Below are 13,580 nucleotides of genomic sequence, written 5' to 3'. Positions count from 1 at the left end.
ATGGTGAACGACAACAGCATGCGCTTGGGCGGGCGGCTGGCTGCCCGCTGGGCGCAGCAGGCAGTGGAGCGACTGCGCCGCCAGCGCGGCAGCATCGACTCCATCAACGTGTTCCCCGTAGCCGACGGCGACACGGGTTCAAACATGTACGCCACCGTGAAATCCGCCTACCGAGCTGTAGAGGCTATTGACGGGCCGGCAACTCTGCCGCGGGTCGTCGAGGCGATGGCAGCCGGTGCGCTGCGGGGCGCTCGCGGCAATTCGGGTCTCATCTTGGCCGTTGCCCTGCGGGGAGTTGCAGACGAACTCGGCGAGGCGGCACTCGCCGAAGGCGACCTGACTCCCGACCGTTTCGCCTCGGCTATTGAACTGGCTACCTACCGGGCACAGACCGCAATTGCCGAACCCACCCACGGCACCATGCTCACGGTGCTCCACGCTATGGCCGAAACTGCGCGCACTCAGGCTGATGAAGGCGCGGGACTCGTGCAGCAGATTGAAGCCGTGCGCGCCTGCTCGATTGAAGCGCTGCGCGACACCACCGGCCAACTGGATGTGCTCGGCCAGGCACAGGTCGTCGACGCCGGCGCCAGCGGCATCGTCGAGATCTTCGACTTGCTGTACCTCACCGTCACCGGGGGAGCGGTTGGCGAAACCCCCAGCCCCATTGCGGGGCTGACGGCTGTCCGGCCGAAGCTGACGGGTGATGGGGTTACGTGCGGTGGCGCAGGAGGTGCCGGGGCAGGAGGTGTCGGTGCGGCTGGCGCTGGTGCCGCGGCGGGTGCTGGTGCCGAGGAAGGTGCCGACACGCTGGAGCTCGTGTTCACGCTCAGCGACAGCAAAGACCGAACGCGGCCGCTCAAGCGCATCCTCGCGAAAGCCGACGCCCGGTCGGTCGTCATTTCGTGGCCCATGGTGCACGTGCACGTCACGAGCGAAGACCACGCGCTTCGCGTGCTGCGCGACGTCGAACAGTACGGGCTGGCGAAGCTGCGGACAGAGGACCTCGTCAACGGCGCGAACCACGGGCCGCTGCGCGCAGCGGCCGCGGCTTCCACAGCGCCGCTCATGCTGCGGGCCGCGCTGACAGGTGCGATAGCCATCCGACTGGACCGCGGCGAACAAGCCGGAAGCCTGCACGACGTCCTGTCTGACGGCACCACAACGGTGCTCGTTGCCGACAGCCCCGAAGGGCAAGCCGCCATCAACGCCGCAGCCGCCGACGGTGTGTACGCGATCCCCACCGGCAGCCCCATTTCAATGGTCAGCGCACTGGCGGTCTTCGACCCCCACGCAGACGCCGACGACGTCGCAGAGGACATGGGCGATGCTGCTTCTCTCGACATCCGCCGGCTGTGCTTCGCCGGACAGTCCGCGGCCGGCCCGCTGGTGTACACCAAAACTGACGTGCTGGTTCTATCTGAGGGCCGCATCCTCTTCATCGAACACACGCCGGAAGCTGCCATCGTCGAGGCCATCTCGCGTCTGGCCGCCGACGGTGACCCCGAACTCATCACCATCAGCTACGGCCAACAGGCAACGCCGAAAATGCGCGATGCAATGGAAGCCGCTGTGCGCCGCGCTTATCCGGAAGCCGAAGCCGAGATCTTCGATGCAGACCTCAGCGGGGTCTGCGCCGATGTGGGTGTCGAATGAAACCGCTGACAGACTTCGTCAGCAGCCGCGATGAAAAAGCACTCGCCAAGCTGGGCGTCAGCTCAGTCGGCGAACTGCTGCGGTACTTCCCGCGCACCTACATCCACCCGGGCACCGTCACCGAAATCAGCCGCCTGGAGGCCGGGCAGACCGCAATCGTCTACGCCACCATCGAATCAGTGAACACCAGGCCCATGCGCAATCGCCGGGGCACCATCACCGAAGTGACACTGGCCGACGAACACGCCGAAATCACTGCGACGTTCTTCAACCAGAAGTACCTCGCAGAACAGCTCAAAGCCGGCACCCGCATGGTGCTGACCGGTGACATCAAGGTCTATCGCAACTCCCTGCAGATCCAGAACCCCCGCTGGCTGGGACACGAGGACTACATCGACCGCGGGGATATCGAAAACCCCATCCCCATCTACCGGTCCAGCAAACAGTTCGCATCTGACCGGCTGGCTAAGACGATCCGCACCGTCCTCGACGTCCTCGGCCCAGAAGACTTCACCGATCCCATTCCCGCAGAGGTGCTCGCCGACCACGGCCTGCCTGACCTGCGAAAAGCCCTGACCATGATCCACCGGCCGAAAGACGAGACCGATATCAAAGAGGCTATGGAGCGCTTCCGCTTCGAAGAGGCCTTCGCCCTGCAGGCTGAACTCTACGGCCGCCGGCAGCGAGCCAAAGCAGAACAGTCCGTCCGCCTGCCCGGCAAAGTCGACGGCCTGCTCACAGCCTTCGATGAGGCCCTGCCGTGGCCGCTGACCAAATCGCAGAGGCGGGCGGGCACCGAAATCTCGCAGGACCTCGACTCGGATTCGCCCATGAACCGGCTGCTGCACGGTGACGTCGGCTCAGGTAAGACTCTCGTGGCCATGCGAGCCATGCTTCAGGCTGTCGACTCCGGCCGCCAGGCGGCCATCATGGCGCCCACGGAAGTCCTCGCCGCCCAGCACTATGAGAGCTTCTCCCGCATGCTCGGTCAGCTGCGCACCGACGACACCCTGTTCTCCAAGGCCGAAGGTGTGCGGATCGCGCTGCTGACCGGCTCAACCCCACAGGCCCAGAGGCGCAAGATTCTGCTGGATCTGGCCAGCGGGCAGATCGACATCATCGTCGGCACCCACGCGCTGCTGTCGGACACCACGATCTTCGCAGCCCTCGGCTTGGTCGTCATCGACGAACAGCACCGCTTCGGCGTCAACCAGCGCGAAGCTCTGCGCACAAAAGCCGGGGGAGTCATCCCACACGCCCTCGTCATGACGGCAACCCCCATCCCGCGGACAGTCGCCATGACCGTCTTCGGCGATCTCGACGTGTCCACCCTGACCGATATGCCGGGCGGGCCGAAGAAGATCGCCACCCACGTTGTCGCTCTTGGCACCCACCCGCACTGGATGGACCGCGTGTGGGAGGTCGTAGCCGAACACGTCGAGGCGGGGCTGCAGGCCTATGTTGTAGTCAGCCGGATTGAGGACGACCCAGAGCTGTTCGGCATCGACTCCGCGCTCGCCGCAATCAGCTCCGTTCCCCGGCTGGCCGGCCGCCGGGTTGACGCACTGCACGGACAGATGTCGCAGGAAGACAAGGAAGCCGTCATGGCGGAGTTCACGGCAGGCGACATCGACGTTCTCGTCTCCACAACCGTGATCGAAGTCGGCGTCGACGTCCACCGGGCCCGCGCCATGGTCATCCTCGACGCCGACTGCTTCGGCTTGGCCACCCTCCACCAGCTGCGCGGAAGGATCGGCCGCGACGGCGAGCAGGCGATCTGCTTCCTCGTCACCTCCCGCACCACGGAGGACGAGGCGGTGGGACGGCTGACCACGGTCGCCGGGACTTTGGACGGCTTCCGGATTGCCGAACACGATGTCGACAACCGCCGCGAAGGCGATGTTCTGGGCCGCGGCCAGTGGGGTTCGCGCAGTTCGCTGCGCTACCTGCGGGTGCTGCGCGACGAAGGCATTGTCGCCGCCGCCCGCACTGCCGCACATGCCTATATGGACACCCACCCGGACGGCACACCGGAACTGCGGGCCTATGTTGATGACCTCGCAGGCGATGACCTCATGGAGGTTTCATGACCCGCATCATCGCCGGCAGCCTTGGCGGTCGCAGGATCGAAACCCCGTCCGGCTCTGACACTCGCCCCACCTCGGACAGAGTGCGCGAATCCCTTTTCGCCCGCCTGGATTCCCTGGGCATGCTCGCCGACTCCAGCGTCCTCGACCTGTTCGCCGGTTCCGGCGCCCTGGGCCTGGAAGCGATCTCCCGGGGTGCCACCCGGGCCGTGTTCGTCGAGCGCGCCGGCAAAGCGGCTCAGGTCGTGAAGAAGAACATCCGCACCCTCGATCTCGCAGACAGCTGCTCGGTGCAGGTGCGCGCCGCACAACCGGCCGTCGAAGCCCTCGCGGGTTCAGCTGAGCGCTTTGATGTCATCTTCGCCGACCCGCCCTACCCGCTGGGGGAAGCAGAACTTGCTCAGCTGCTCGAAACAGCCGCGGGGCTTCTGAAAGACGACGCGTCGCTTCTTGTCATAGAGCGAAGCTCACGCTCGCCCCAGCCGCAGCTGCCGCATAGTCTTAGCGTGTACGCGAAGTCGCTTCACGGCGAAACAGCGCTGTGGCTTGTTGAGAGGAGCGGAGAATGAAGGTCGTCTGCCCGGGCTCCTACGACCCGATCACCCTGGGCCACATCGACGTGGCGCTGCGCGCGGCCAAGCTTTTCGACGAGGTTGTGCTCGCCGTTGTGCACAACCCCAATAAATCCGGCAGTTTTCCGGTCGACGAACGGGTTCGGCTGATCCGCGAATCCCTCGCCGAATCCGGTGCCCCCGACAATCTCACGATCGACGATGTGCCGGGCGGTCTGCTGGTCGACTACTGCCGGGACGTGGGAGCGGTCGGTGTGGTCAAGGGCATCCGAGGCGGAACCGACTACGCCTATGAACTTCCGATGGCGCGGATGAACAGCGAGATCGGCGACATCGAAACCATCTTCCTGCCCGGTTCGCCCCACTTGGAACACGTGTCGTCATCGCTCATCCGCGAAGTGCACGCCCTGGGCGGCGATGTTTCGTCCATGGTTCCCGGCCCCGTTCTCACAGCGCTTGACTCTCTGAAGAACACGTAGTGCGCCCCGGCTGGTTTTTCGGGCTCGTCCTCCACACCGTCCTTCTGCACGGCACGTTTAATGCTGCGAAGGTCATGGTGTCGTATAAGACGCTGGCTGAGGGCGGTGACGCTTTTGCCGTCGGCATGATGGTGACGGCCTATTCGCTCGTTCCGCTGTTTGCTGCACTTACCGTGGGCAGGCTCGTGGACCGCGGCCTGTACGTGCCGATCCTGTGGGTGGGAACTGCCGCCTGCACCGCCGCTTTGGCGGGTGCCGCGCTCAGTTCGGGGATTCCAACGCTCGTGCTGTTCTCCATGCTTTTGGGGCTGGGTCAGCTGCTTATGACGGTGTCATCGCAGGCCTTCATTCCGGCGTCCTTCGCACTGCACGAACTCAACGCGCGCTTCGGCACTCTGACCCTGGGCGTGTCGATTGGGCAGACGCTCGGCATGCCCCTGGCGGGTGCTGTTGCCGCATGGGCGAGTGACGGAACCGGTCCCAATGCCGAGGCGGGGCTGTGGGCCATGTGCGCGCTCGCGGCTCTCGCTTTCCCCTGTGTTCTTGTCATCATGCGCCGCCCCGCCGCCAAGCGGGTCGGGCGGGCGCAGGCGAAGGCTGCCGCTGTTTCGCCGCGGGCGCTGCTCGGCACGCCGGGCATGAAGCCGGCGATCTTCGCTTCGATGGCCACCTTGGCGGCAATTGATCTGATGAGCGCCTATCTGCCGGTCATCGGCGAAAAGCACGGCCTGTCGGTTGTCGTCGTCACCGCGCTCATCACGGTGCGAACAGTTGCGACGATCGTGTCGCGTGCGTTCATGGGTGCGCTCACGGCCCGGTTTGATCCGATGCTTCTGCTGTGGTTGTCCTCCCTGGCCGCCGGCCTCACGGTTTTCGCGATTCCCCTGTGGGTGTGGGTGCCGTTCCTCGCGGTCATCATGGTGGTGTCCGGTTTTGGCTTCGGGCTGACTCAGCCGTTGACGATGACGTGGGTGTCGATGCTGGCAACACCGGGCAACCGGGCCGCAGTCATGTCGATCCGCCTGGCTGGCAACCGCCTGTCACAGGTGGTCATGCCGATTGCGGCCTCGGCCGTAGCGTCCGTCGCCGGGGTCGGCTCGATCTTCTTCCTGTCCGGTGCCGTGCTGATGTTGGCGGCAGGCCTCACTCTGCGGGCACCTCGCCCAAAAACCGCCGAGGCGCCGGACCGGTGAGGTGCCGGTCGGCTGGTTTCAGCTGCCGGCCAGTTCCAGCAGGTCGCCGACGATTGAAATTGCCGTGAGCGCACTCGTCGACGGATTGTGCGGTGAGGGCGCACTGGAGATGCGGAACGTGAAGTCGCCCGCCGCGCCGGAGGCTTCGATGTCGTGGAACGTGGGGTCATCCGATCCGTTCCCAATCAGCTCAACGCGCACTCGGGCCAGTGAGGCCCGCAGGGACTCGGGCGAAACCCGACCGTCGGGAAGTTCCCGCTCGGCGGTTGCCCAGGCCAGAGCTGTTGCCACGTTGAGGTTCGAGGGGAACTTCTCAATTGCCTCCGCCGGATCACCGTCGAACACCTGCGCGGTCTGCCCGGCGGGCAGCTGTTCCAGGCGGGTGCGCTCGTCATCGTCCATCCAGTCCTGGACGAGGGTGGACGCCTTCTTCGTCGTCGTGATGGACACGCGGTCAAAGCCAAGGAGGGCGGCTGAGCGCAGCACGTCGAAACCGCCGATCGCACCGTTGGTGACGACCAGATTCGGCATGCCCAGCAGCACCTCGGCCGTGGCCTGATCAGCCAGCGCTCCCACACTGGTCAGCACGAACGGCTTGCCGATCGCGGCAATTCGCGGGGCGTAGGCGCGCACTGCGGCACCACCTGCACACTCAACAATGACGTCGGCGCCCTCAGCCGCCTCTTCCAGACGGTCCTGCCCAAAGATCGGGATGTCGGACTCACGATCAGTGTCGCGGTGGACAACAGCCCCGCACACTTCGACGGGGCGGCCCTCCAGCAGACTCTGAATGTCGTTGGCAATCGTGCCCATGCCGATAAGCAGTGCTTTCACTGTGTCCTCCCTGACGAACCGTTTGCGGCCGCCGAAGCGGTGCTTTCGTCAAGGTTCTCAGCGCTCTTCCTGTGCAGCAAGGGGTAGAGCACCCAGAACGCGATCGTTCCGGCCACGAGTCCCAAAACTGCCGAAAAGAACGTGTTGACCAGCCACCCCAAAGCCGCACCGAACGCTCCCGTGGCTGCGGCAACCGCGGTTTCACAGGCGTGGACGAAGTCGTAGATCGGGCTGAAGCCCAGATCGTGCATGCCGACCAGCAGAATGTGACCGCCGACCCACAACATCGCGATGACGCCGACAATTGAAAGTGTCTTCATGACAATCGGCATGGCCTTCACAATGCCGAGCCCCAGCTTTTCGGTTGAGGGCTTCTTCGCCAGGTGCAGTCCGACATCGTCCATCTTCACAATGACTGCCACGACCCCGTAGACCAGGGCTGTGATGAACAAGGCAACCACGATGAGTGAAATGAGCCTGGTCCAAAAGCCCAAGTGGTCGACCGTGGACAGGGCGATGACCATGATTTCGGCCGACAGGATGAAGTCGGTGCGCACAGCCCCGCGGACGATCTGCTTTTCCTGTTCGGGACCGCGTTCGACCGCCGGAGCCTCTTTCGCCTGGGAACGACCGAGAGCCAGCTCCCACAGCTTTTCGGCACCTTCGTAGCTCAAATACAGCCCGCCGATCATGAGCAGGGGAGTAAGTGCCCACGGGAGGAATTGGCTGAGCAGCATGATCGCCGGCAGGATGAACACCAGTTTGTTGATGATCGACCCGCGGGCGATCTTCCACACAACGGGGAGTTCGCGAGCCGGCGAAAAGCCGTCGACATAGCGCGGGGTGACTGCGGCATCGTCAACAACAACACCGGCGGCTTTGGCCGAGGCCCGTCCTGCGGCCGCGCTGATATCGTCGACGGATGCTGCAGCAGCGCGCGACAGTGCGACAACGTCGTCAAGAAGGGCGGCAAGACCACCGGCCATAGGAGGATCCTCACTGTTGGAATGCGGGTCAGACAGATTCTACGGGCACTATCTGCACGGGGAGCACAGCAATTTGCCCGGCCACGGCGGCCTGGACTAGAATGGAGCGCTGTGTGTCATCAGGGGCACACATATTTCGACGGCCATCGAACACTGGGAAACGCGAAAGGGGAGAGCCGTGGAACGCAAAGATCTGCAGCTCGACCTGCGCAAGCTCGGCGTAGCCGACAAGCCCGGCGCGTGGACCGATGTCGACGTGACCGTTGCCGCCCCTGAGGACTTGCGGAACGAAATGATCGGCGTCCCGGAAGGGGATCCGCTCACGGTTCGTCTGCGGCTGGAAAGCGTTGTCGACGGCATCTACGCCTCGGGAACCTTCGAAGCCCTGGCCAAAGGTCAGGATGCGCGGACGCTCGAGGACCTCGAACTGCCCCTGTCAGTCGACGTCCAGGAGCTCTTCGTCTACGAACGCGGAGAAGACGAAGACTCCTATGCCGTTGAACGCGATAAGATCAACCTCGAACCGCTCATCCGCGATGCAGTCGTGATGGCGCTTCCGCTCAACCCGGTGGAATCGGACGACGATGGCGAATTTTCGTACACCGTCGGCGAATTCCCCGAAGACGAAGAAGCGGGATCGATCAACGATCGCCTCGCGGCACTGAAACATCAGTTAGAGAAGAAAGAGAGCTAGACGTGGCTGTTCCGAAGCGTAAGATGTCGCGCAGCAACACCCGCCACCGTCGTTCGCAGTGGAAGGCTCAGGTCCCCGGCCTGGTCAAGACTGTGGAGAACGGTCGCGTTGTGTACTCGCGCCCCCACCACGCAAAGCTGGTGGAAGACTCCAACGGCAACCCCCTGTTCCTTGAATACAAGGGACGTAAGGTCGCTGACGCCTGACACTATGACTGAAGCGCAGAATCTGCGTGAACTCAACGAGCGTCTCGGGATCGACATTGATCCCGAGACGCTTCGTCTTTCACTCACACACCGTTCCTACGCCTTTGAAAACGGCGGCATCCCCACCAATGAGCGCCTGGAGTTCTTAGGCGACTCCGTGCTGCAGCTGGTTGCCACCGAATGGCTGTTCCACAACAACCCGGCAATGGCCGAAGGGCGTTTGGCGAAAATGCGCTCCGCCGTCGTCAACACCCGTGCCCTGGCCGCTGTGGCCCGCCAGTACGGCATCGGCGACTACCTTCTGCTGGGCAAGGGCGAAGAGCTCACCGGCGGGCGCAACAAAGACTCGATCCTGGCCGACACGGTCGAAGCGATCATCGGCGCCTGCTACATCAGCCAGGGCCGGCAGGTGGCGGAAGACCTCGTGCACAGGTTCGTTGACCCCATGCTCGATGACGCCGTCAACCTCGGTGCCGGCATGGACTACAAAACCACCCTGCAGGAAGCCGCCGCGGACCTCAGCCTGGGAGTCGTCACCTACGACATCACCTCGGAAGGACCCGACCACGCGCGCGTCTTCACGGCACAGGCCCAGCTGGGCGACACCACGTGGGGCAGCGGTGAGGGAACGTCGAAGAAGAACGCCGAACTCGTCGCCGCCGAAGCAGCCGTCAAGGCCATCCGGGAGAAACACCCCGACTGGTCCCGCGCCTGATGCCGGAACTGCCGGAAGTTGAGCACGTTCGCCGCGGGCTTGAACCGTGGGCGGTCGGCTCGCGAATCGAATCCCTGCGGGTGCTCGACCCGCGCATTCTGGGCACCACCTCTAAGCGGACGGTCGATCCGACCGCTGTTGACCGTCTGACCGCCTCAGTTCCCGGCAGCCTCGTTGAAGGGGCGTGCCGCCGCGGCAAGTTCATGTGGCTGCCCCTGGCCACAGGCTCCGTCTTTCCCGACTCCGCTCCCGAGGTGCCGGCCGGCTGGGCAGTGGCCCTCCACCTCGGCATGTCAGGGCAGGTGAGGATCCACACCGCCGCAGATGCCATGCACAGGCACACCAGAGCCGTGTTCAACATGCGCTCAGCCGACGGGACCCCGTGGCAGATGCGGTTTGTCGATCAGCGGATCTTCGGCCACATCGGCCTGGAGCCTCTCGTGACGGGGCTTGGCTCGCCGCGTCTGGTTGCGGCATCCGCCGCCCGGATTGCACCGGACCCCTTCGAGGACGGATTCGATGCGGAAGGCTTAGCGCGGACTCTCAAGGGCCGCCGCACAGCAATCAAGGCCGCTCTGCTGGATCAGGGCGTGGTGTCCGGAATCGGCAATATCTACGCCGATGAGGCGCTTTTCGCCGCGGGCGTCCACCCTGCCGCCCGGACCGACCGCCTGCGCATCAGCCGGATCAAAAAAATCCTGCACGCTGCCCGGGCAGTCATGGCACGGGCCATTGAGGCCGGCGGAACGAGCTTTGACGAACTGTACGTCAACGTCAACGGCGAATCCGGATACTTCGACCGCAGCCTGGGCGTCTATGGGAAAGCCGGCAGCGCGTGTACCCGGTGCGGTGAAACCGTGCGCAGCAGCACGATCGCCGGACGCACATCCCACTGGTGCCCCTCCTGCCAGAAACCCCAGAGGCGGTACTGAGCGGCCGATCCCGGCTGCGTGCACGGCCGGCCGCCGAGCACCGCGGCAGTCAGGAGCGGACCAACCGCCTGATGGCCTCGCTTGCCTCCTGCAGCTTCTCCAGCGCTTCGTCCTCACCCTGTTTGGCGGCATCGAGCACGCAGTGCGCGAGGTGGTCGTCGAGCAGTCCGGTGGCAACGCCCTGCAGAGCCCGGGTGAGTGCGCTGACCTGCGTGAGGATATCGATGCAGTACTTTTCCTCGTCGATCATCTTCGCGATTCCGCGAGCCTGGCCCTCGATGCGCCTCATGCGGGCGAGGTAGCGGCCCTTGTCGCTGATGTAGCCGTGCTGGTGGTTCTCAGATGCCGTGTCCGTCGTCATAGCCGTGTCCTATGCCTCTAGCGCTCCAGGACGGAGCGGGTGCTTGATTCGGGGGAGAGGTCGATGCGCCGCAGCAGCTGGGCATTGAGCGCTACGACGACGGTCGACAGCGACATGAGAACCGCGCCGACCCACATCGGCATGACGAAGCCGATCGGTGCGAGGACGCCCGCTGCCAGGGGCACGGAGATGAGGTTGTAGCCGGCCGCCCACCACAGGTTCTGCTTCATCTTGCGGTAGGCGGCGTTCGACAGCTCGACGACCGACAGAACGCTGCGCGGATCGGAGCTGGCGAGGATGATCCCGGCGGAGGCGATGGCGACGTCGGTGCCGGCGCCGATCGCGATGCCGACATCGGCCTGCGCCAGCGCCGGAGCATCGTTGACGCCGTCTCCGACCATGGCGACATTCTTGCCCTCCTCCTGCAGGCGGGCGACCCGAGCCGACTTGTCTTCGGGACGCACTCCGGCGAAGACCCGGTCGATGCCGAGCTCGCTGCCGACCTCGACGGCGACCGCCTCGGCGTCGCCGGTGATCATGACGACCTCGATGCCCAGCCTGTGCAGCGCGTCGACGGCATCGCGGGACTCCGGTCGAACCTCGTCGGCGAGCTTGAGCCCGCCGGCCACCTGCCCGTCCCGGAGGACGTGGAGGATGATGGCGCCTTCGTCCCGCCAGTCCTCAGCGGTCTCGACCTCATCCTGGCCGGTCTCCTCGAGCAGCCGCGGTCCGCCCACGCGGACCTCGCGGCCGGCGACATCGGCGGTGACGCCGACAGCGGGCGATGAGCTGAAGCCGGTGCCGGTCTCAAAGGACAGTCCGCGCTCCTCGGCGGCTGCGACGATGGCCCGGGCAAGGGGATGCTCGCTGTCGGCTTCAGCGGAGGCTGCAAGGGAGAGCACCTCGTCGGCGTCGAGATCGCCGACAGGCTCGACGCCGGTGACGACCGGTTCGCCCTTGGTGAGCGTGCCGGTCTTGTCGAAGAGGACCGCATCGACCCGGCGCATGGACTCCATGGCCAGGCGGTCCTTGACGAGCACTCCGCCCCGAGCCGCGCGCTCGGTGGCGATCGAGACGACCAGCGGGATGGCCAGGCCCAGAGCGTGCGGGCAGGCGATGACGAGCACTGTGATCGTGCGGGTGACGGCGTCGTCCGGACCGCCGGCGATTGCCCAGACCACTGCCGTGATGAGAGCGGCCCCGAGGGCGAACCAGAACAGGAGGGCCGCGGCGCGGTCGGCGATCCGCTGGGCTCGCGACGAGGACCCCTGGGCTTCGGCGACGAGCCGGTTGATGCCGGCCAGGGCCGTATCGTCGCCGGTGGCGGTGATCTCCACGCGCAGGCCCGAGTCCGAGGCGACGGTGCCGGCGGTGACCGCATCGCCCTCGCCGCGGGAGACGGGACGCGATTCGCCCGTGATCATCGATTCGTCCATGTCGGCGCGGCCGTCGACGACGGTGCCGTCGGCGGGAACGCTGCCGCCCGGTCGGACGATGACGACGTCGCCGACCCTGAGCTCGGCCGGGTCGACGGTCACGACATCGTCGCCTTCGACGCGCTCGGCTTCATCGGGCAGGAGAGCGGCCAGGGAGTCCAGGGCGGACGTCGTCTGCGCCAGCGAGCGCATCTCGATCCAGTGTCCGAGCAACATGATGACGATGAGCATCGCCAGCTCCCACCAGAACTCCAGCTCTCGGTCGACGAGGCCGAGGGTGGAGGCCCACGAGGCGAGGAACGCCACCGTGATGCCGAGGGCGATGAGCATCATCATCCCCGGGCTGCGGCTCTTGAGCTCGTCCCAGGCGCCGGTGAGGAACGGGATGCCGCCCCAGAAGTACATGACGGTGCCGAGCACCGCGGCGGCCCAGACGGCCCAGTCGGGCACCGAGTAGCCGATGAGCGCGGCGAACATCGGTGACAGCGCTACCACCGGGATCGCGATGACCAGGTTGGTCCAGAACAGCCGGCGGAACTGGGCGACGTGGTCGCCGTGCCCGCCGTGTCCTCCGTGGTCGCCGTGCCCGGTGTGGTGGCTGTGCTCGGCTTCGTGTGCGGAGCCGCCATGGTGGTGTGCGCTGTGATCCGTCATCGCTCTCTGCTTCCCCTCAATCTGTCTGCTCTGCCCTCAGCGGTCTCAGGACTACGGCTTGATTTCGCTTTCGACAACCCACTTGTGGTTCTTCATCTTCATGCCGTCGGCTTCGTAGTCGACCATGTAGACGGTTTCGTCAGTCGAGGATGCGATCGTGGCCGTCGCGCCCTTCATGCCCTCCATGTGCTCGGCTTCGAGGGTGACGTCGGCTCCGTCCTCGAGGCGTTTGTCGCCGGCGTCCTCGATCTCCTGTTGGACGACCCACTTGTGGTTCTTGACCGGATCGCCGCCGGTCGTCGGGGTGTAGTCCACCGCGTAGATGTAGGTGTCGAATGCGCCGACGATGGTGGCCTTCGCGCCGTCCATGCCCTCCATGTGGTCAGCGGTGAGCGTCACGTCGGTCCCGACCGGATACTTCGGGGACTCGGCCTTGTCGATGCCCTTCGGTGCGGGACCGCCGTCGGCCGGGTGGTCCGAGTGGTCGCCTGCGCTGTGGCTGCCCGCGGCGGTGTTCGTCGGGCTGCTGTTCTCTGCGGAATCGTCTGCTCCGGCGCCACAGCCGGACAGGGCGAGGGCTCCTCCGAGGATTCCCGCGGTGACTGCTGTTGTGAGGCGCTGCTTCATGGGTCTCCTTTCCTTCAGTCTGCGTCTTCGACGCTATACCCCTAGGGGGTATCTGTCAAGGGGTGGGGTGGCTCTTCCCGGGCAGGCTGCGGACGCCGCGGCCGGCCGCCTCAGCGGCATCGCGATCGGCGCCGGCACCGACGTCGCC

Annotated in this window: 14 protein-coding genes; 9 read left to right on the top strand and 5 right to left on the bottom strand. The window is 65.4% G+C overall.

The features are described 5' to 3' along the window. Genes HMPREF3092_RS04015 through HMPREF3092_RS03995 form a run of 5 tightly spaced genes read left to right on the top strand, consistent with a single transcriptional unit; the run spans position 1 to position 5,987 of the window. Positions 1–1,656, top strand: a complete 1,656-nt coding sequence (locus HMPREF3092_RS04015) for a DAK2 domain-containing protein (protein ID WP_070423912.1) — start codon at positions 1–3, stop codon at positions 1,654–1,656. Next, positions 1,653–3,746: an ATP-dependent DNA helicase RecG gene (locus HMPREF3092_RS04010; RefSeq protein WP_070423911.1), complete on the top strand. Its 2,094-nt coding sequence runs from the start codon at positions 1,653–1,655 to the stop codon at positions 3,744–3,746. Before HMPREF3092_RS04015 ends, HMPREF3092_RS04010 begins: the two co-directional genes overlap by 4 nt. Beyond that, positions 3,743–4,312: a 16S rRNA (guanine(966)-N(2))-methyltransferase RsmD gene (gene rsmD, locus HMPREF3092_RS04005; RefSeq protein WP_070423910.1), complete on the top strand. Its 570-nt coding sequence runs from the start codon at positions 3,743–3,745 to the stop codon at positions 4,310–4,312. Before HMPREF3092_RS04010 ends, rsmD begins: the two co-directional genes overlap by 4 nt. Beyond that, on the top strand, positions 4,309–4,794 hold the full coding sequence (gene coaD / locus HMPREF3092_RS04000; protein ID WP_070423909.1) for a pantetheine-phosphate adenylyltransferase: 486 nt from the start codon (positions 4,309–4,311) through the stop codon (positions 4,792–4,794). Before rsmD ends, coaD begins: the two co-directional genes overlap by 4 nt. Continuing rightward, a complete protein-coding gene (locus HMPREF3092_RS03995) occupies positions 4,794–5,987 on the top strand; it encodes an MFS transporter (RefSeq protein WP_070423908.1) in 1,194 nt (397 codons plus the stop codon). Before coaD ends, HMPREF3092_RS03995 begins: the two co-directional genes overlap by 1 nt. Positions 5,988–6,005: 18 nt before the next feature. Here the strand turns inward: HMPREF3092_RS03995 and HMPREF3092_RS03990 are convergent, their stop codons facing one another. Next, positions 6,006–6,821 (bottom strand): aspartate dehydrogenase domain-containing protein, encoded by an 816-nt coding sequence (locus HMPREF3092_RS03990; protein WP_083274244.1) that lies wholly within the window; start codon positions 6,819–6,821, stop codon positions 6,006–6,008. Then, a complete protein-coding gene (locus tag HMPREF3092_RS03985) occupies positions 6,818–7,807 on the bottom strand; it encodes a DUF808 domain-containing protein (RefSeq protein ID WP_070423907.1) in 990 nt (329 codons plus the stop codon). The genes HMPREF3092_RS03990 and HMPREF3092_RS03985 overlap by 4 nt, the downstream gene beginning before the upstream one ends. Before the next feature lie 178 nt (positions 7,808–7,985). On the opposite strand from HMPREF3092_RS03985, the gene HMPREF3092_RS03980 reads away from it, so the two are divergent. The 4 genes from HMPREF3092_RS03980 to mutM are packed head-to-tail and all read left to right on the top strand — an operon-like array spanning position 7,986 to position 10,354. Further along, positions 7,986–8,501: a YceD family protein gene (locus HMPREF3092_RS03980; protein WP_061943741.1), complete on the top strand. Its 516-nt coding sequence runs from the start codon at positions 7,986–7,988 to the stop codon at positions 8,499–8,501. A 2-nt stretch (positions 8,502–8,503) separates the two neighbouring features. Next, a complete protein-coding gene (rpmF, locus tag HMPREF3092_RS03975; protein WP_019174811.1) occupies positions 8,504–8,707 on the top strand; it encodes a 50S ribosomal protein L32 in 204 nt (67 codons plus the stop codon). A 4-nt stretch (positions 8,708–8,711) separates the two neighbouring features. Then, positions 8,712–9,422 carry a ribonuclease III gene (gene rnc, locus HMPREF3092_RS03970; RefSeq protein WP_070423906.1) on the top strand — a complete coding sequence of 237 codons (711 nt, stop codon included), beginning with the start codon at positions 8,712–8,714 and terminating at the stop codon, positions 9,420–9,422. Then, entirely contained in the window at positions 9,422–10,354 is a 933-nt protein-coding gene (gene mutM / locus HMPREF3092_RS03965) for a bifunctional DNA-formamidopyrimidine glycosylase/DNA-(apurinic or apyrimidinic site) lyase (protein WP_070423905.1), read from the top strand. Before rnc ends, mutM begins: the two co-directional genes overlap by 1 nt. Positions 10,355–10,403: 49 nt before the next feature. Here the strand turns inward: mutM and HMPREF3092_RS03960 are convergent, their stop codons facing one another. Genes HMPREF3092_RS03960 through HMPREF3092_RS03950 form a run of 3 tightly spaced genes read right to left on the bottom strand, consistent with a single transcriptional unit; the run spans position 10,404 to position 13,432 of the window. Continuing rightward, a complete protein-coding gene (locus HMPREF3092_RS03960) occupies positions 10,404–10,715 on the bottom strand; it encodes a metal-sensitive transcriptional regulator (protein WP_070423904.1) in 312 nt (103 codons plus the stop codon). Between the two features lie 17 nt (positions 10,716–10,732). Next, positions 10,733–12,805, bottom strand: a complete 2,073-nt coding sequence (locus HMPREF3092_RS03955; RefSeq protein WP_070423903.1) for a heavy metal translocating P-type ATPase — start codon at positions 12,803–12,805, stop codon at positions 10,733–10,735. Positions 12,806–12,856: 51 nt separating this feature from the next. Further along, entirely contained in the window at positions 12,857–13,432 is a 576-nt protein-coding gene (locus HMPREF3092_RS03950) for a YdhK family protein (RefSeq protein WP_070423902.1), read from the bottom strand. Positions 13,433–13,580: the final 148 nt, after the last annotated feature.

It is taken from the genome of Brevibacterium sp. HMSC24B04 (assembly GCF_001806835.1).
Taxonomy (GTDB): domain Bacteria; phylum Actinomycetota; class Actinomycetes; order Actinomycetales; family Brevibacteriaceae; genus Brevibacterium; species Brevibacterium ravenspurgense.
This window is presented reverse-complemented; position numbering and strand designations above follow the sequence as displayed.